Source organism: Actinophytocola sp. (genome assembly GCF_035762905.1).
Classification (GTDB): Bacteria; Actinomycetota; Actinomycetes; order Mycobacteriales; family Pseudonocardiaceae; genus DASYTH01.
This window is the reverse complement of the sequence record NZ_DASUCC010000109.1, coordinates 95,211-113,281: the sequence shown is the minus strand read 5'-3', so window position 1 is coordinate 113,281 and position 18,071 is coordinate 95,211. Positions and strand designations below refer to the sequence as shown.

General features: G+C 68.4%; 13 protein-coding genes and 1 pseudogene. 12 read left to right on the top strand and 2 right to left on the bottom strand.

All coding sequences use genetic code 11. The features are described 5' to 3' along the window. Positions 1-141 precede the first annotated feature (141 nt). The 3 genes from VFV67_RS23835 to VFV67_RS23825 are packed head-to-tail and all read left to right on the top strand — an operon-like array spanning position 142 to position 3,055. Positions 142-291: a hypothetical protein gene (locus VFV67_RS23835; protein WP_326472847.1), complete on the top strand. Its 150-nt coding sequence runs from the start codon at positions 142-144 to the stop codon at positions 289-291. Further along, positions 288-1,745 (top strand): PrsW family intramembrane metalloprotease, encoded by a 1,458-nt coding sequence (locus VFV67_RS23830; RefSeq protein WP_326472846.1) that lies wholly within the window; start codon positions 288-290, stop codon positions 1,743-1,745. The genes VFV67_RS23835 and VFV67_RS23830 overlap by 4 nt, the downstream gene beginning before the upstream one ends. Continuing rightward, the gene (locus VFV67_RS23825; RefSeq protein ID WP_326472845.1) at positions 1,742-3,055 is read left to right on the top strand and encodes a hypothetical protein; all 1,314 of its coding nucleotides are present in this window, start codon (positions 1,742-1,744) and stop codon (positions 3,053-3,055) included. The genes VFV67_RS23830 and VFV67_RS23825 overlap by 4 nt, the downstream gene beginning before the upstream one ends. Before the next feature lie 151 nt (positions 3,056-3,206). Here VFV67_RS23825 and VFV67_RS23820 read toward each other — a convergent pair whose 3' ends face one another. Beyond that, on the bottom strand, positions 3,207-5,945 hold the full coding sequence (locus tag VFV67_RS23820) for an AfsR/SARP family transcriptional regulator (protein ID WP_326472844.1): 2,739 nt from the start codon (positions 5,943-5,945) through the stop codon (positions 3,207-3,209). A gap of 283 nt (positions 5,946-6,228) precedes the next feature. Here VFV67_RS23820 and VFV67_RS23815 point away from each other — a divergent pair, with 283 nt between their 5' ends. Together VFV67_RS23815 and VFV67_RS23810 are read left to right on the top strand one after the other, a co-directional pair. Continuing rightward, positions 6,229-6,612, top strand: a complete 384-nt coding sequence (locus VFV67_RS23815; protein ID WP_326472843.1) for a hypothetical protein — start codon at positions 6,229-6,231, stop codon at positions 6,610-6,612. A 359-nt stretch (positions 6,613-6,971) separates the two neighbouring features. Then, the gene (locus VFV67_RS23810) at positions 6,972-7,382 is read left to right on the top strand and encodes a sigma-70 family RNA polymerase sigma factor (RefSeq protein ID WP_326472842.1); all 411 of its coding nucleotides are present in this window, start codon (positions 6,972-6,974) and stop codon (positions 7,380-7,382) included. Positions 7,383-7,396: 14 nt separating this feature from the next. On the opposite strand, the pseudogene VFV67_RS36835 reads toward VFV67_RS23810, so the two are convergent. Beyond that, a pseudogene (locus tag VFV67_RS36835) lies at positions 7,397-7,576 on the bottom strand (DUF429 domain-containing protein); the annotation flags it as partial. Positions 7,577-7,797: 221 nt separating this feature from the next. Here VFV67_RS36835 and VFV67_RS23805 point away from each other — a divergent pair. The 7 genes from VFV67_RS23805 to VFV67_RS23775 all read left to right on the top strand — a co-directional run bounded on the left by VFV67_RS23805 (position 7,798) and on the right by VFV67_RS23775 (position 17,919). Then, positions 7,798-8,610: a FadR/GntR family transcriptional regulator gene (locus VFV67_RS23805; protein ID WP_326472841.1), complete on the top strand. Its 813-nt coding sequence runs from the start codon at positions 7,798-7,800 to the stop codon at positions 8,608-8,610. A gap of 394 nt (positions 8,611-9,004) precedes the next feature. Then, positions 9,005-10,543 (top strand): endo-1,4-beta-xylanase, encoded by a 1,539-nt coding sequence (locus tag VFV67_RS23800; RefSeq protein ID WP_326472840.1) that lies wholly within the window; start codon positions 9,005-9,007, stop codon positions 10,541-10,543. A gap of 47 nt (positions 10,544-10,590) precedes the next feature. Beyond that, positions 10,591-11,955 carry a glycoside hydrolase family 43 protein gene (locus VFV67_RS23795; protein WP_414636336.1) on the top strand — a complete coding sequence of 455 codons (1,365 nt, stop codon included), beginning with the start codon at positions 10,591-10,593 and terminating at the stop codon, positions 11,953-11,955. Positions 11,956-12,026: 71 nt separating this feature from the next. Next, positions 12,027-13,976: an alpha-L-fucosidase gene (locus VFV67_RS23790; protein WP_326472862.1), complete on the top strand. Its 1,950-nt coding sequence runs from the start codon at positions 12,027-12,029 to the stop codon at positions 13,974-13,976. Positions 13,977-13,995: 19 nt separating this feature from the next. Beyond that, on the top strand, positions 13,996-15,465 hold the full coding sequence (locus tag VFV67_RS23785; protein WP_326472838.1) for an arabinofuranosidase catalytic domain-containing protein: 1,470 nt from the start codon (positions 13,996-13,998) through the stop codon (positions 15,463-15,465). Positions 15,466-15,490: 25 nt separating this feature from the next. Next, complete coding sequence (locus tag VFV67_RS23780; protein ID WP_326472837.1) at positions 15,491-16,579, top strand: ricin-type beta-trefoil lectin domain protein; 1,089 nt, start codon at positions 15,491-15,493, stop codon at positions 16,577-16,579. Positions 16,580-16,611: 32 nt separating this feature from the next. After that, on the top strand, positions 16,612-17,919 hold the full coding sequence (locus VFV67_RS23775) for an ROK family protein (RefSeq protein WP_326472836.1): 1,308 nt from the start codon (positions 16,612-16,614) through the stop codon (positions 17,917-17,919). The last annotated feature ends 152 nt before the right edge of the window (positions 17,920-18,071 follow it).

The window sequence follows — 18,071 nt, the reverse complement described above, 5'->3', positions numbered from 1 at the left end:
CGGAACCCGGCTCCGTTCTGCGGCGTCGATACCGGTGCGTCGATGCCTCACGGGAGGTCGGGGATGCACGGGGAACGGTCTGGTGTGCCGGAGGGTTACGAGCGGCGGCCACATGTTCGGTTCATGGCGTGGTGTGGCGCGGTGGGCCTGGCGATCCTGATTACCGGATTGGTGTTGGGCTTGGCGTTGCCACCGCCGTTCTCGGTGCCGGCGTTGCCGGACATACCGGAGTTGCCGGACCTGCCGAACCTGCCATCGGGATTGCCGGACCTGCCTGGCGGGCCGCGGTGACGGCGCTGCTGGAGCGGGACACGAGGCCGCGCAACGTGTTGTCGGTCGCGCTTGTGCTGTCCGGGATCTTCGGGTACGGGATGCTGCTTGACGCCGCGAAACCGGCATTGAGCAGCCCGGTGTCGTGGGTGGACGTCACGGACCTGCCGGCGCCGCCGATCTTCACCGCAGTGCGGGTGTGCGTGCTGGTCAGCTGGGCGATCGCGCTGGGCATCGGGGTGTTCGCGATGGTGCGGCTGCGTTTGGCGCCGGATCCGGTGGGCCGGGCCCGCGTGGTGCGGGGAAGTCAGGTGGCGGCCGCGGTGGTGTTGCTGCTGCCGTTTCCCATCTTTCCGGTCGATGTGCTGATCCGGAACTGGTGGGCGGCGGCGATCTGCGTGCCCACCTCGGCTCTCGCGCTCTGCGGTGTGCACCTGATGCAGCGGTACCGGCGGATGCCGCTGGGGTTGCCACTGGCCGGGTTCGGATGGGGCGCGCTGATCGCCACCGGGATCGCCGGGTCGATGAACGGCTGGTTCCGGCAGTACGGCGCCGCGTACCTGGTGGACTTCCGGGATGTCCTGACCGACCAGTCCGCGCTGGACGCGACGATCAACCGGGTGATCACCGCGATGTCGCTCAACGCCGGCTTCTTCGAGGAGCTCGGCAAGGGCGCCGGGGTGGCGGTGCTGTATCTGCTGTTCCGGCACCACATCGACAACCTGGTGTCCGGTGTGGTGCTCGGTGCGGCGGTCGGCCTCGGATTCAACTGGAGCGAGAGCATGCTCTACATGGGAGCCGGCAACGGCGAAGGGGCCGTGTACCAGTACTGGGGCCGGCAGACGCTCGGGTTGATGGCCGCGCACACGGCGTTCACCGCGATGATCGGCGCGGGCTTCGGCATCGCCCGCCAGCTCAGCGACCGGCGCTCCAAACTCCTCGCCATCGGCAGCGGGTTCCTGGTCGCCGCGAGTGCCCATTTCGCCAACAACGCGTTGATGCCACGCGCGGTCCGGGTGCGGGACAACCTGTTCGGTGACAACCCCTGGCTGACCGATCTGGTGGCCATGCCCCTCACCATCATCGTGTTGCAGGGCCCGGTCGTCGTGCTGTACATCCTCCTGCTGCGGCGCGGGTTGCGCGGCCAGGTGGGCGGTCTGGCGGTCGAGCTGAGCCGGGAGGCGCAGACCGGGCTGGGTGCGGTCACCCCGGACGAGATCCCCGCGCTGCTTGGCCCGGCGCGCCGGTTCTTCGTGAAGTTCCGGGCGTTTCGGCAGGGTGGTGTGGCCGCATACCGGCACATCGCCCGGCTGCACGCGGCCCAGTTCGACCTCGCCATGCAGCGCTGGCACCGAACCCGGTGGGAGGTCGATCCGCGTTCGCAGGACGAGGCAGCACTGCGCGACATCGTGCTGCGCCTGAAGATTCCCCGGCTCGCACCGGACCGGCCGGCGGTCACGGAGGTGCCCGCATGATCACCCGGATCATCGTCCTGCTCGACACGATCCTGCTGTTCGCCCTGCTCAATCCGGCCACGGCCGCCGCGTGCAGCATTTCCTACCAGAACGGGCAGGTGGCACCGACCTCCAACTGCGCCACCACGCAGCCACTCGTCGGCGCGGCGTCGGTCACGGCGGCGGTCGCGGCGGTCGCCGTCGGGCGGGCCCTGGTCAGTCTGGTCCGGGGCGCCGCGACCGGGCCGAGCGCGGCCATGGTCGTCAACGCGCTCGCGGTCGCCAGGGTCGCGCCGCCGCTGCAGCAGTCGCTCGCCCAGAGCGTCCAACTGGCCGGGCAGGGGGCGACCGCGGCCAACCGGGCGATCGGACCGGCTCAGCAAGCCGCACAGGCGGCCGCGGTCGCCGCCAACCCCGCCGCGCCGGGGGCAGCGCAGGCCGCGCTCGCGGCCCAGCGCGCGGCCACCTCGGCGGCGGCCCTTGTCCAGTCGGCGTTCGAGGGTGCGCAGGCCGCTGCCCAGGCGGCGACCACCATCGCCCGAGCCGCCGAACTGCAGTCCCAGGGCGCGGCTCGGCCGGTCCAGCAGGCCGCGGCGGCGGCCGCCGACGCCGCCCGGCAGACCGCCGCCGCGGCGGGGCGGGCGGGACTGCAGGCGCAGGTCGCGCACCGGATCGCCGAACAGATTGCCGACCCGGCGAACCTGACCATGGCCAAGGCCGGGGTCACCGCGTCCGAACTGGTCCGGGCCAGCCAGATCGCCGCGCACGCCGCGTGGACCGCCGCCGAGAGCGCCAACGTCACCGGGCATGCCGCGGCGCTGACCGAGGCGCGGGCCAACGGCACCGCGCCGAACTTCGCCGCCGGCCTGTCGCTGACCGAGATCCACGACGGCGCGCTGCGGGCCGCGCTGCCGGCCCTGCACACCCGGTTCGCCGGTGCCCACGTCTACGGCGACGTGCCGGGGCACCGATATCTCAGCGTTCCCAATCTCGACGGCGTGCAGCCGGTCCGGGAGACGCTGCCCGGCGCGTCCACCAAGAACCCCGGCAAGAACCCCGGCTACCCCGATCTGATCGTGCACGTCGCCGGCTGGTCCTACGTCTACGAGATCAAGTCGGCCAGTTCCACCTACGGCAAGACGTTCACGACGATGAAGCAGGTCGCCCGCTACGTGCTCAAGCTCAAGCGCGCGCTGCGGCCCAACAACAGTCCCGTCTACTACGGTCCCGAGTTCCCCACCACGGTGGCGGTCGACCAGCAGACCGGCATCCTGTACCGCCTGTTCGGCGATCCCGAGTTCCCCGGCGTCATCTTCTACGCCGTCGAGTGACCGTGGCCGGCACCCCCAATGGCCATCCGGGTGGCCGCGCCCGCCTCGCCTTCGTCGACCTGCTCGAGACAGAAGCCGGCGACGTCCTTGTCGTTTCCACATGGGTGGGTCTTGTCGAGTGCTCGGGAGGCCGGAATGGGCCGCGAGGTTGTCACGCGAGTCGTGCGCGGATCGTGTTCGCCTGGGGGTCGCCCAGGTTGTCGAAGATGGTGAGGGCTTCGCGCCATCGGGTTCGTGCCGTCCCGTGGTCGCCTTGGGTGTCGAGGGTTCGGGCGAGGTTGGCCAGGGCGCGTGCGATGTTGCGCTGGTCGCTCAGGATCTGGCTGGTGCGTAGGGCTTCCTCGTAGTGGCGGCGGGCGTGTGAGTGGTCTCCCGCGTCGTGGTGGATGTCGCCGAGGGTGCAGAGGGTGAACTGCAGGCCGGTCTGGTCGTCGTGTTGCTGCTGGAGGTGGAGGGCGTCGTTGAGGTGCTTGATCGCTTCGGTTGCTTGGCCGAGACGGCGGTAGGTATCGCCGAGGTTGTTAAGGCAGATTCCCTCACCGTTGGGGTCGTCGGTCTGGCGGAACAGTGGGAGGGCTTCGTGGAAGCAGTCCAGTGCGGCGCGAAGTTCGTTCAACGCGACGTGCACGACGCCCAGGTTGTTGAGGTTCCAGGCTTGTCCGTGCCGGTCGTCCACCTCTGCCAGCGCCTGCTGTGCCTGGTGGTGGCACTCGATCGACGTCGGGAATTGGTGCATGTCGCTGTGGGCGACACCGAGGCCGCGCCAAACGATTCCCTCCGCGCGTCGATCTCCTAGCGATCGTGCCACGGTCAGTGCGATTTGGAACGTCGCGATCCAGTCGTCCCAGTGGCTGCGCCGGTAGTAGAAGCTGAGCAGGATCCAGGCTAGTTGCCACGCGATCTGCGGAGTATCGCTCTCCGCCGCGATCCGCACGGCTTGTCGTAGCGTGTCGCGTTCGGCGTGGTACCAGGCTAGGGCGTCGTCGTTGGTGGCGGACTGCGGGATCAGGAGCCCTGCGGGCATCGGGTGGAGCTCGATGACGCGTAGTCGCCGCGGGTCGAACGTCGCGCGGGCGGACTCCGCCGCGTGGAGGTACCAGACGAGCAATCGGTCGACCGCTTCCTTGGCTTCTTGAGGATGGGCGAGCCCTCGCGCGAAGGAGCGGACCAGATCGTGGAGGCGGTAGCGGTGCGGAGTGGTCTGCAGCACCAAGTGCTCGTCGAGCAGTGCCTCGAGGTGGAGTTCGGCGTCCTCCGGGGTGATCGACGCGATGGCGGCGGCCGATTCGGCGGTGAAGTCGTCGCCCGGGTGCCAGCCCAGCAACCGGAACGTCCGTTGATGCGCGAGTGCGAGCGCCCGGTAGGACAGGGTGAACGGGGCGTGCAGGTCGTGGGTGCCCGACGCGGGCTGGTCCCGGCTCGTCATGCGCAGCAATCTGGTGGCCAAGTCGTCAGTCGTCCACAGAGGATGCCGTCGGAGGCGCTGGGCCACGAGCGAGATCGCGATGGGGAGGCGGCCGCAGAAGTCGGTCACTCGGGCCGCTGCCGCTGGGTCGTCGATGACACGGTGGTCGCCGACGACGCGGGACAACAAGCTCACGGCGTCGGATTGTGGCAACACGTCGAGCGGTACGCCTTGGGCGCCGGCGAGTCCGGACAGGCTTCTGCGGCTTGTGATGAGCACGAGGCCGCCGGGTCCGCCGGGTAGCAGAGGTTGGACCTGCTCAGCGGTCAGGGCGTTGTCCAGGAGGACCAGCACTCGCTTGCCGGCCAGCCGGGATCGATAAACGGCGGCGCGTGCCTCCAACTCCCGCGGGATCTGCTGACCGGGAACACCGAGCAGCCCCAGGAAGTTCTCGAGCACCGCACCGGGCTGGAGCGGCGCGCGCTCCGGGTCGAAGGCGCGAAGGTCGGCCCACAGTTGGACCTGGTCGTACCGGCCACCCTGGGCGAGTCGGTGTGCGAAGTGCACGGCCAGCCGTGTCTTGCCGACGCCGGCCATGCCGTGGATCACCGCCACGGGGACTGCCGTGGCCGACGGCGGGTCGGCCAACGCCTCCAGCGCGCGCAGTTCGGCCTCCCGGCCGGTGAACTCGGCGATGTCCATCGGCAGTTGCCGCCAGGCCGCGGTTGTCGTGCCCGTCGGGGCAGGGTGTCGGTCGTCGCCGAGGATGTCCTGGTGCGCGCGTCGTAACCGTGCTCCTGGTTCGATGCCCAGTTCGGTCACCAGCATGTGCCGGGCACGGGCGAAGGTCGCGAGCGCCTCGGCGCGCCGCCCGGCCCGGTGCAGCGCCAGCATCAACAAGGTCCACAGTTCCTCGCGGAGCGGATGCTCGGCGAGCAGGGCACGGGTCGCGCCCACCGCCTCCTCCGCCTGCCCCACCTCGAGTTGCGCCTGTCCGCGCCGTTCCGCAATGGACACACGCAGATCAGCCAGACGCGTGATCTCCGCTTCGAGAACCGGTCCCGGTGACAGGTCCGACAGGGGGCGACCACGCCACAACCGCAACGCCTGATCGAAACAGGCGGTCGCGGTCGCGAAATCGCGATGATCGCAGGCGTTGGTGCCCTTGTCCGCGAGTTCCCGGAACGAGTCGAGATCCAGTTCCCCGGAGCGGACCGTCAGTACGTAGCCCCCGGGGCGCGTGCGGATTCTGTCCTCACCGATGGCGGCGAACATCCGCCGGAGTCCGGCGACATAGGTGCGGAGGTTGGAATCGGGTGCGACCGGCGGCGTCTCCCACACGGCCTGGGTGAGGTAGCTCGTACTGGCCAGGGAATTGGCGCGCAACAACAGCGCGGCGAGCACCGAGCGCTGCCGCTGTCCACCCAACGGCAACGGGATGCCGGCATGCCGTGTCTCCAGCAGGCCGAGAAGCCGAAACTCCACGCGAATCCCCCCAGACACCTGCCTCCCGTGTGCCGCGTCCATGGTCGCGCGACGCCCCTCGGTCGGCCAACCTCCACCTGGCGCAACCATGTGCTGGATCTGTGCGCAGGCCTGTCATACTCCGGCGCCGCACCGGACCGCATGATGTGCGCGGTTCTGTGCGGGTCCTGTGCGGGCGGCCGAGCACAGTGGTCACGTGGGGGGTACGACGAAGCCATGGGGTGCTGCGCCGCTCGCCACTGACAGCAATGCGAGGTGGGTCATGCGGAAAACCATTCAAGCCGTGGCAGCGAGTGTCGGTGTCGTCGGTGTCGTGCTGGCCGGTACCGGGTCGGCGGTGGCCGGCACCGAAGAGTCCGGGAGCCAGAGCTGCCGGGAGGGTAGTCGGTCAGGCACCACGACAACCGCGGGCGCCCTGCTGTTCTACGACATCTGCATCGAGGCCTACGGGGCGAACATCAACCTGTATCTGGAGGACAGGGCGAAAGACGGACGACGAGCCGAGGCGTGGCTCGTGACGGGAATCAACGAGTACGAGCTCTTCGAGGTGACCGGTGGGGTGGACGACTGGGACACGTACTGGCACTTCGACCAGGAAGCCACCGTGAGGGTCAAGGTGTGCACCAGCGACGCGGACATCGACCGCCGGTGTGCCAGGCCGGTGTAGCCCCACCGGTGGTCAGCTTCCCCCGTAGCCCGGACACCGACCAGCCCGTTCCCTCGCGGAGCGGGCTGGTTTCGTGTGGCGTGACATCGTTTCGTGTCATCACGGACTCGGCGTCAACGGCTGAGCTGGCCATCACCCTGCTGGAGAAGGGATCGCGCTACACCCCCACGAGCCGGGCTCCGGTCGTGGCGCCGGCCGCCTTCGGACGTGCCGCCGGCTCGGGGACACCGTCCGCGCACATCCTCGGGTGCGCCCGGGTGATCGGGAAGGGGCCGTGAACACTCTGGGGCCGGTCGGTGAAGGAGGGGTGAGAGTTCCCCTGACGGCGAGAGGCAGACGATGACCGGAATGATCCCAGGATGACCGCGGCGGCCCGGATGTTCCCAGCTTCGGACACCGATGCCGCGATCATCGGGCGGTCCGTTCGGGAACCCGAGTGCTTCGCCGTGGTGTTCGACCGCTACTACTCGCAGATCCACGGCTACGTCGCGCGACGGCTGGGCCGGAGCCTGGCCGACGACCTGGCCTCGGAGACCTTCCTGACCGCGTTCGCGATCCGTGACCGGTACGACCTGGCACATCCCGACGCACGGCCGTGGCTGTACGGGATCACCTCGAACCTGATCGCCCGGCACCACCGCGCCGAACAGCGGCGATACCGGGCCATGGCCCGGACCGGCACCGACGAGACCAGCCAGGGCCACGCCGAGGAGGTCGTCGTCCGGCTCGATGCCGTGGCCCGCCGGGGCCCGCTCGCGGCGGCGGGGTGATCGGCGGCGTCGAGCGCGGTGCGGACCGGAGTCATGAACACCGCCGACCACAATGCGCCGATCGCCTTTCTGGCCAGCAGGTCCGCTTCCCGGCGGGAGCGGTCGGGCAACCCGATCGGAATGTCGATGCCGACCGCGACCAGTGGACCATCGGCGAGAGCCGACCCGACCAACGCCTCGATCGTGCCCGCCACATATCCGCGCACCCGCCCGCCGGCCAACGCGATGCCGACCCATGACCCCTCAGACAACTTATGTTTGCATGAGGGGACATATGCTCAAAGATCCAGAGACGGCATACCTAGGGGATCTGACGTCCGATTTGTCAGGATGTTGGCATACAAAGGTTCACAAACATATGATCTCACTACGCTGAGCGACCCTAGACATCATATTTCTGGCGTACGATCAGTCCGTGTCGTTGACCGACGAGGCGATCGCTCGCATCCGGGCGCTGATCCAGTCGGGGAAGCTGCTACCCGGGGCGAAACTGCCACCCGAGCAGCAACTCGCCGCCGAGTTGGGGATCTCCCGCAGCCCGATGCGCGAGGCGGTGAAGGCCCTGGCCGTCGCCCGGGTCCTCGATGTGCGCCGCGGCGACGGCACGTACGTCACCAGCCTCGCCCCGGCCGTGCTGCTCGAAGGGCTCGGGCTGGCGGTGGAACTCATGCAGGGCAACACGTTGCTCGAGCTCACCGAGGCGCGCCGGCTGTTCGAGCCGGTCGCCACCGGGCTTGCCGCCACGCGCATGACACCCGACCACCTCGCCGAGATCCGCGGTCATCTCGACGCCATGCGTGGGGCGAGCGAGGACGTCGAGCTGCTCAACAAGCACGATGCCGCGTTCCACCGCGCGGTCGTCGCGGCGACCGGCAACGAGACGCTGACTACGATCGTCGATGGCATCTCCAGCAGCACGCTGCGCGTGCGGGTATGGCGCGGGATGGTCGAGGCCAACGCCGCCGACCGGACTCTCGCCGAACACGAGGCGATCTACGCCGCACTCGCCGACGGCGACGCGAACCTCGCTCAAGCCGCGACCCTTATGCACATCAGCACGACCGAACGATGGCTGCGCCGGGTGCACGGCGCGAGTCTCACCACCGCCGACGTTCCTGCCCACCCCGACGAGGAGACCGATGCGTTCCCGCGACCGGACCTGACGGCGCCGAAGAGCCGGTTGCACCCGACGAGAACACCAGCACACGTAACAGGTACAGCGACCTGAGGAGGATGCCGCCGAAGTACGGCCGAAGGGCTCCACAGCGAACAGAATGCAACGGCGCGTTGGTGTGTGCCGGCGGTTGAATGCGGCCAAAAACATCCGTCTGCCCGATTTCATCGGCGCGCTGTCAACGGATGCGCACCACTCGTCGCAGGCGAGGTCAGGTAGCCGATGAGAAAACGGCCCGCGATCAGTGCGGTCGCGATTGACCATGGATACCGAAAACTGTTTCGCGCCAAGCCTATCGAAAACGTTTTCGGTGGCAAGTACCGCCCAGTCTTCGTTCCCGACTGTTGACCCGTGACGACTCGTGTGGTTACCGTGATGACCCACACGTCCGAGTAATCAAACAGCGTTCGGTATTTCGAACATACTGGGAGCGCTCCCAGAGAGAGGGATGGCTTCGGGGTTGGGCGGGTCACCGTGCCAGACAGCCGGTTCGAGGTGTCCAGACCGTCCATTAAGGACCACTTGGACCGCCGGTGCCACGGGCCATTCCCGGCGAGGAAGGGCAACGATGCCAGATTCGACTCGTCCCATGCGTTGGATGCGAGCGGCGGTCGTCTCGCTCGCGGTAGCCGGTGCCGTGACGCTGATGCCGAACGTGGCCGAGGCTGCCACCACTCTGGGTGCGGCGGCGGCCCAGTCCGGGCGGTACTTCGGTGCCGCGGTGGCCGCCGGCAGGCTGGGTGATGCGCAGTACACAACCATTCTCGACCGAGAGTTCAACATGGTGACTCCCGAGAACGAGATGAAGTGGGACGCCACCGAGCGGTCCCGCAACAGCTTCAGCTTCGGCCCGGCCGACCAGATCGTCAACCGCGCGCGCGGTCGCGGGCAGCGGCTGCGTGGCCACACCTTGGTCTGGCACTCGCAGCTGCCCAGCTGGGTGAGTGCGATCGGGGACGCGAACACGCTGCGCGGCGTGATGAACAATCACATCACCACGCTGATGAGCCGCTACCGAGGTCAGATCTACGCCTGGGACGTGGTCAACGAGGCGTTCGCCGACGGAGGCAGTGGCCAGCTGCGCAGCTCGGTGTTCCGCAACGTGCTGGGCACCGGGTTCCTCGAGGAGGCGTTCCGCACCGCCCGCACCGTCGATCCGGCCGCCAGGCTCTGTTACAACGACTACAGCATCGAAGACTGGACCGCGGCCAAGACGCAGGGTGTCTTCCGATTGGTCCAGGACTTCCGATCCCGGGGCGTGCCGATCGATTGCGTCGGGTTCCAGGCGCACTTCGGAAGCGGTGGTCCGCCGAGCACCTTCCAGACGACACTGTCCAACTTCGCCGCTCTCGGTGTGGACGTCCAGATCACCGAGCTCGATATCGCGCAGGCGCCGGCGGCCGCATACACCAACACCGTCCAGGCGTGCGTGCGCGTTGCGCGGTGTTCCGGGATCACCGCGTGGGGCATCCGGGACAACGACTCCTGGCGCTCAGGTGAGAACCCGCTGCCGTTCGACCGTGGCGGTAACAGGAAGCCCGCCTACGATGCGATTCTGGCCGTGCTGAACGCCACCGCCACCCCGCCACCGGCCACGCGGGTGGTCAGCCTGCGGGCGCATGCCAACAACAACCTTGTCAGCGCGGCGAACGCCGGAGCCGGTGCGTTGATCGCCAACCGGACTTCCATCGGGGCGTGGGAGCAGTTCGACCTGATCACCAATGCCGACGGCAGTGTCAGCTTCCGGTCGCACGCCAACAACAACCTCGTCACCGCCGAGAACGCCGGCGCGAGTGCGCTCATCGCCAACCGCACCGCGATCGGTCCGTGGGAGGAGTTCGATCTCATCCGCAATGCCAACGGCAGCGTGAGCTTCCGGTCGCACGCCAACAACAACCTCGTCACCGCCGACAACGGCGGGGCCAGCCCACTGATCGCCAACCGCACCACGATCGGCCAGTGGGAGGAGTTCGACCTCATCGGTTGAACGCGCAGCGATCAGTTACCACCTTAGGGGCAATTGTGAATGTCACCATGCGAACGAGGCGTGGAGTCGCCTGGATTGCGGGCGTCCTCTGTGCCGTGGCGATGCTCCCCGTCGCTACGGCCAACGCAGACAATCCAATCATTCAGACCATTTACACCGCCGACCCGGCTCCGCTGGTGCACAACGGCCGGGTGTACCTCTACACCGGGCACGACGAAGACGGCTCGACGAACTTCACCATGCGGGAATGGCGGGTCTGGTCCTCAGCGGACATGGTGAACTGGACCGATCACGGATCGCCGTTGAACCTGGCCAGCTTCAGTTGGGCGGATGCCAATGCATGGGCCGGCCAGGTCGTCGCACGAAACGGGAACTTCTACTGGTACGTGCCCATGAGGAGTCGATCGACCGGCGCGATGGCCATCGGGGTCGCCGTGTCGAGCAGCCCCACGGGTCCGTTCCGGGACGCACTGGGGCATCCGCTGGTCGGAAACGGGGAGATCGACCCGACGGTCTTCATCGACGACAACGGGCAGGCCTACCTGTACTGGGGGAATCCGCGCCTGTGGTTCGTGCGGCTGAACACCGACATGATTTCTTTCTCCGGTGGTCCGACCCAGATCCCGCTCACCACCGCGGGGTTCGGCACCCGTACCGGAAATCCGAGCCGGCCGACCCTCTTCGAGGAGGGGCCCTGGGTGTACAAGCGCAATGGCTTGTACTACCTGGTGTTCGCGGCGAGGTGCTGCTCTGAGTTCATCGCCTACTCGACGGGTACCAGTCCGACCGGGCCGTGGACGTTCCGGGGGACGATCATGCCCACCCAGGGCAGCAGCTTCACCAACCATCCTGGCGTCATCGATTTCAACGGGAGCTCGTACTTCTTCTATCACAACGGCGCGCTGCCGGGCGGCGGCGGCTTCACCCGCTCGGTCGCCGTGGAGCGGTTCACCTACAACGCCGACGGCACGTTCCCGACCATCACCATGACCGCGGCCGGGGCGCCCCAGGTGGGCACGCTGAATCCTTACGTCCAGCAGGAGGCCGAAACGATCGCCTCGGAGTCCGGTGTCGAGACGGAGCGTTCCAGCGAGGGCGGGATGAACGTCGGTTGGATCGAGAACGGCGACTGGATCAAGGTCAAGGGTGTCGCCTTCGGTGCCGGCGCGACGTCGTTCAGCGCCAGGGTGGCCTCGGCGACCGGTGGTGGCCGGATCGAGCTTCATCTGGACAGCCTGGGCGGCACGCTGGTGGGCGCCTGCACTGTCCCGGGTACCGGTGGCTGGCAGTCCTGGCGAGACGTCTCCTGTTCGGTATCCGGTGCGACCGGAACGCACGACGTGTACTTCAGGTTCACCGGCGGCAGCGGCTTCCTGTTCAACGTGACCTGGTGGCGGTTCAACGCCCTGTGACATCGGTCCGGGCGGCACCCCGCCCAATGAGGAGGTCATCGCACATGTCTGCCCAGTTCACTCGCCGCACGATGTTGGCGGTGACCGGTGTTACCGGCGCGGCGGCAGCCGGTTTGTTGCGCGACGGCATCGCCGGGGCCACCGCCGGTCCGAGTAGCTATGTGCCAACCTGGGCGTCGGTCGACCAGCACCCCCCGGCAGCGGAATGGTTCCAGGACGCCAAGTTCGGCATCTACTTCCACTGGGGCGTGTTCAGCGTCCCGGCGTTCGGCAACGAGTGGTACCCGCGCAACATGTGGATCAGCGGCTCCGCCGAGAACAACCACCACCGAAGTGTCTTCGGCGATCCGTCGGTGTTCCCGTACCACAATTTCATCAACGGCGCCCGGGACCGGGCCGGGAACTTCGTGCAGTTCGCGCCGAGGCTGAGGTCGGCCGGGGGGAACTGGGACCCGACCGAGTGGGCGCAGCTGTTCTTCGACGCGGGTGCGAAGTTCGCCGGACCGGTGGCCGAGCACCACGACGGATTCTCGATGTGGAACAGCGCTGCCAGCGAGTGGAACTCGGTGGCCAGGGGGCCTCGGCTCGACCTGCTGCGCCTGCACGCCGACGCGATCCGCGCCAAGGGGCTCAAACTGCTGGCGGCACTGCACCACGCGTTCAACTTCAACGGCTACTACGACCGCGTGCCGGCGCAGTCGGATCCCAGCCTGCGCAAGCTGTACGGCCAGCTGGACCGAGCCGCGGCGAACCAACTGTGGTTCACCAAGCTCAGAGAGGTCATCGATGGCTACCAGCCGGACATCCTCTGGCAGGACTTCGACCTCACCGCGGTCGACGAGTCGCAGCGGCTGAACTTCCTGGCCTACTACTACAACCGGGCAGTAGCCCTGAACAAGGACTTCGTGGCCACCTACAAGGACGGATTCAACAACCGCGGCGAGGTCTTCGACTTCGAGCGCGGCGGCCCGGCCGGCATCCAGACGCCCTACTGGCTGACCGACGACAGCGTCTCCCCCAGCACCTGGGGCTTCACCACCGGCATGGGCGTGTTCTCGACCAAGGCGATCCTGCACGCGCTGATCGACCGGGTCAGCAAGAACGGCAACATGCTGCTCAACATCGCCCCGATGGCCGACGGCACCATCCCGGACGCGCAGCGCCGGATCCTGCTCGGGATGGGCGACTATCTCAGGCGCTTCGGCGAGTCCATCTATGCCACTCGCGCCTGGGCGAGCTTCGGGGAAGGCCCGACGCAGATGGGCGGCGGCACCTTCCAGAATCCGCGGGAGGGCACGCCGCGGGACATCCGGTTCACCCGCACCAAGGACAACACCGTGCTCTACGCAACCGTGTTGGGCTGGCCGGGCAGCACGGTGAACCTCACCACGCTCGGCTCGAACCGGATCAACCTTGGCAACCTGAACGCGGTGCAGCTGCTCGGTCCCAATGCCGGGCAGTTCACCAACCTGCCCAACCGCACCCAGGATGGCGGCGGCCTGCGCATCACGATGCCGTCGGCCAATCCGCCGTTCACCGCCGACGCGTACGTGGTGAAGCTGGTCTTCTCCGGACAGATCCCCACGCTCGGGTCCGCGCCGATTCCCACCGGCTGGACGCGGATCGCCAACGACGCCACGGGGTTGGTGCTGGACAGCGGCGGCAACGTCGCTTCGGGTTCCCGGCTCAAGCAGTGGAGCTGGGACGGCAGCACCAACCTGCAGTGGCAGCTGGTGCCGCTGGGCGACGGCTGGTACCGCATCGTCAACCGCACCAACGGAATGGTCGCCGACAGCTGGGGCAACGCCACGAACGGCGCCACCTGCCTTCAGGCTCCCTGGAACGGTGGCAACAACCAGCAGTGGCGCCTGGCCGACAGCGGCGGCGGCCACTTTCAGATCATCAACCGCGGCACCGGGACCGCACTGGACAACGCCGGCAACACCGCCGTCGGCTCCGACACGATCATGTGGGCACCCAACAGCAGCCCCAACAACCACTACACGATCACCGCCGTCTGACCTGACCAAGGGAGGAACAATGCGAACACGGCTCCGCTGGCTCGCGGCGACCGCCGTGGCAGGAGCCGCGGTCGCCGCGACCGCGGTGACGTGGTCGCCGGCGTCGGCGGCCGGCACCGGGCCCTGCGACATCTACGCGTCCGGCGGCACGCCCTGCGTTGCCGCACACAGCACGGTGCGTGCGCTCTTCGGCTCCTACAACGGGAATCTGTACCAGGTGCGGCGCTCGTCGGACACCGCGACCCGGGACATCGGCGTGCTGACCGCGGGCGGCGTGGCCAACGCGGCGGCCCAGGATTCGTTCTGTGCCGGCACCTCCTGCGTGATCACCGTGGTCTTCGACCAGTCCGGCCACGGGAACGACCTGTGGTACCAGGGATCGAGCGTGGTGCCGGGCTCGAGCCAGAGCCGCCCGGCGAACGCGACCTCCGAATCGCTGACCGTCGGGGGCAGCAAGGCGTACTCGCTGTTCATCAATCCCAGCAACAGCTACTGGCGAGACGGTCACCTGTCGGGCATTCCGACCGGCAGCGCGCCCGAGGGCATGTACATGGTGAGCAGCGGAACCCATGTCAACGGCGGTTGCTGTTTCGACTACGGCAACAGCGAGACCGGCCGAACCGCCGACGGGCCGGGTGCGATGGACGCCATCAACTTCAGCACCCAGTGCTGGTTCGGCGGATGCGCCGGAACCGGGCCGTGGGTCCAGGCCGATCTCGAGTTCGGGCTCTATTCCGGGGGAAGCCAGACCTGGAACCAGAACCAGCGGGCGTTCCCCCACCGGTTCGTCACGGCGACGCTGAAGAACAACGGCACGTCGCGGTTCGCCATGAAGGGCAGCAACGCGCAATCCGGCAGCCTGTTCACGCTGTGGGACGGCTCCCTTCCGCCCGGGTACAGCCCGATGCGCAAGCAGGGTGCCATCGTCCTGGGCAGCGGTGGCGACTGCTGCAGACCCGGCGGTGGCGCCAACCTCAGCGCGGGGACCTTCTACGAGGGCGCCATGGTGTCGGGCTTCCCATCCGACGCGACCGAGAACGCGGTGCAGGCCAACATCGTCGCGGCCGGCTACGGCAGCGGCGGCTCCGGCACGACCGGGGCGGTGCGCGCGGTGGGCGCGGGCCGATGCCTGGACGTGCCCGGCTCCACCACGGCGCAGGGTACCCAGTTGCAGATCTGGGACTGCAACGGCGGCACCAACCAGACCTGGACGCGCACCGCGGCGGGCCAGCTGACCGTCTACGGCGGATCCGATCAGCGGTGCCTGGACGCCAACGGTCAGGGCACAACCAACGGCACCAGGGTGATCATCTGGTCGTGCAACGGCCAAGCGAACCAGCGGTGGAACCTCGGCGCCAATGGCACGATCACCGGTGTGCAGTCCGGCCTGTGCCTGGATGTGTCCGGAGCATCCACCGTGAACGGGGCGCTGGTCCAGCTGTGGGCCTGCAACGGCCAGAGCAACCAGCAATGGGCCCTCGGGAGTTGACTCAACCTGTCCGGCGGGAGTGACGATGCGAAAACGGCTTCGCCTGTTCTTGGGGGCGATCCTGATGGTGGCCGCCGGTGTGATACCGCCCAGCGGTTCCGCGGCCGCCGAGACCAACGGCGGAGTCCGGGTGATGCCACTGGGTGACTCGATCACCGACGGGACGCAGGTTCCCGGCGGGTACCGGATCGGGCTCTGGCAGCGGCTGGCCGCAGGCGGCTTCCGGACCGACCTCGTCGGGTCGCTGGTCAACGGCCCCACCAGCCTCGGTGACCACGACCACGAGGGGCACTCGGGCTGGCGGATCGACCAGATCGACGCCAACATCGCCGGCTGGCTGCACACCACCAGCCCGCACGCCGTGCTGCTGCACATCGGCACCAACGACGTACTGCAGAACTTCAACCTTGGCGGCGCTCCCGGCCGACTGTCCACATTGGTCGACCGCATCACCGCGGCCGTGCCGAACGCCGAGGTGTTCGTCGCGACCATCATTCCGCTGACCAACGCCGGTCAGGAGGCCAACGTCCGCAGCTACAACGCCACCATCCCGGGCATGGTGCGGAGCAAGGCCAACGCCGGCAGGCACGTGCACCTGGTCGACCTGCACAGCGCGGTGACCACCGCAGACCTGATCGACGGCATCCACCCCACCGCCACCGGCTACAACAAGATGGCCGCCGCCTGGTTCGCCGCCCTGCAGTCGGTCCCCGGCAGCCTCGGCGACCCGGGCCGGCCGATCACCGGTGCGCAATCCGGCCGCTGCGTGGACGTCACGGGCATCACCACGACCAACGGCACCCAGGTGCAGCTGTGGGACTGCAACCGCCAGACCAACCAGGCCTGGACCCGCACGCCCGGCCGGCAGCTGATGGTCTACGGCACCAGATGCCTCGACGCGTCCGGTCATGGCACCACCAACGGCACGCCGGTGATCATCTGGGACTGCAACGGGCAACCCAACCAGCAGTGGAACGTCAACGCCAACGGCACGATCACCGGAGTCCAATCCGGACTGTGCCTGGACGCCGCCGGACCGGGAACCGCCAACGGCACGAAAGTCCAGTTGTGGGGCTGCACCGGAGCCGCGAACCAGCAGTGGACCCTGGGATAGGAAATCAGTGAAAGTATGTCAAGCTCATCACCGTGCGTGCCTTGGAATCGCGCCCGGCCCGGCAGGACAGCCTGCGCGAACGCAACCTCGCGTTGGTGCTGAAGCAGATCGCCGACGCGCTGGCACCGGTGTCCCGAGCCGAGGTGGCGGCGACCACCGGGTTGACCAGGGCGACGGTGTCCGCGCTGGTGGACGCGCTGGTAGGCAGCGGTCTCGTCAGTGAGCTCGAGCCCCGCGTGGCCAAGGCGACCGGGCGGCCGGCGACCGGCCTGGTGATCGACGGCACCCGGATCGGCGGGCTCGGCGTCGAGCTCAACGTCGACTACCTGGCCGCTTACGTCGTGGATCTCGCCGGCACGGTCCGGCACCGGGAGGTGGTCCGGGAGGACCAGCGTGGCCGCGCTCCCGAGCGCAGCTGTGCGGCGCTGGCTGCCATGGTGGCGCGGGCCGTCGCGGCGGTCGCGGCAGAGGGACTGGTCGTCGCCGGGGTCGCGGTGGCCGTGCCCGGGCTGGTCGACTGGCCGGCCGGGGTACTGCGGTTCGCGCCCAACCTCGGCTGGCGCGACATCGACGTCCTGGGGCTGCTGTCCCGCGCGGCCGAGCTGACCCGCGTTCCCGTCACGGTCGACAGCCAGGCCAACTTCGCCGCGCTGGGCGAGTTGCACAGCGTTCCGGCTGGTCCGGGTGACTTCCTGCACGTGTCCGGGGAGATCGGGGTCGCGGCCGGGTTCGTCGTCGGTCGGGAGTTGTTCCACGGCACCCGGGGCTGGAGCGGTGAGATCGGGCATGTGGCCGTCGAGCCGGACGGCCCCGCCTGCCGGTGCGGTGGGCGGGGATGCCTGGAGCGGTTCGCCGGGCAGGAGGCCATTCTGCGGGCGATCGAGCTGCCGATCGCGGCCGGCACGAACCTGGGTGGGCAGGCCACGGTGGGCCGGATCGTCGAGGCCGCCTCCGCCGGTGACGCCCGGACGCTCCAGGCGCTGCGCACGGCCGGACGGGCCCTCGGCATCGCCGTCGCCGGGGCGATCAACCTCCTGGACCTGCCGGAGGTGGTGCTGGGCGGCATCTATGCGCCACTGATCGCGTGGATCGCACCGGAGTTGCAACGCGAGGTGAACCGGCGGGTGCTGTCCGCGGCTTGGGCACCGGTGACCGTCCGGCCCGGGACCGCTGGACCGGAAGCGGCCGTTCTCGGCGCGGCCGGCGCGGTCACCCGCGCCGTCATGCGGGACCCGGCAGCCTGGTTACGCAGATCCGCCTCCGAATCCACCTCCGGATCCGCCTCTCCGGGATTTACTGCTGTTGTTGCGTCCCAGCCAAGGGTGCGGACGTCGGGTTGATTGTGGCTCGGTTGCGTCGCAGTCCCGCCTCTCCGGGATTTACTGCTGTTGTTGCGTCCCAGCCAAGGGTGCGGACGTCGGGTTGATTGTGGCTCGGTTGCGTCACGGTCCCCTGAGGTTGCGGTAAGTGGGCCAAGACTGCCGGAGTCGTG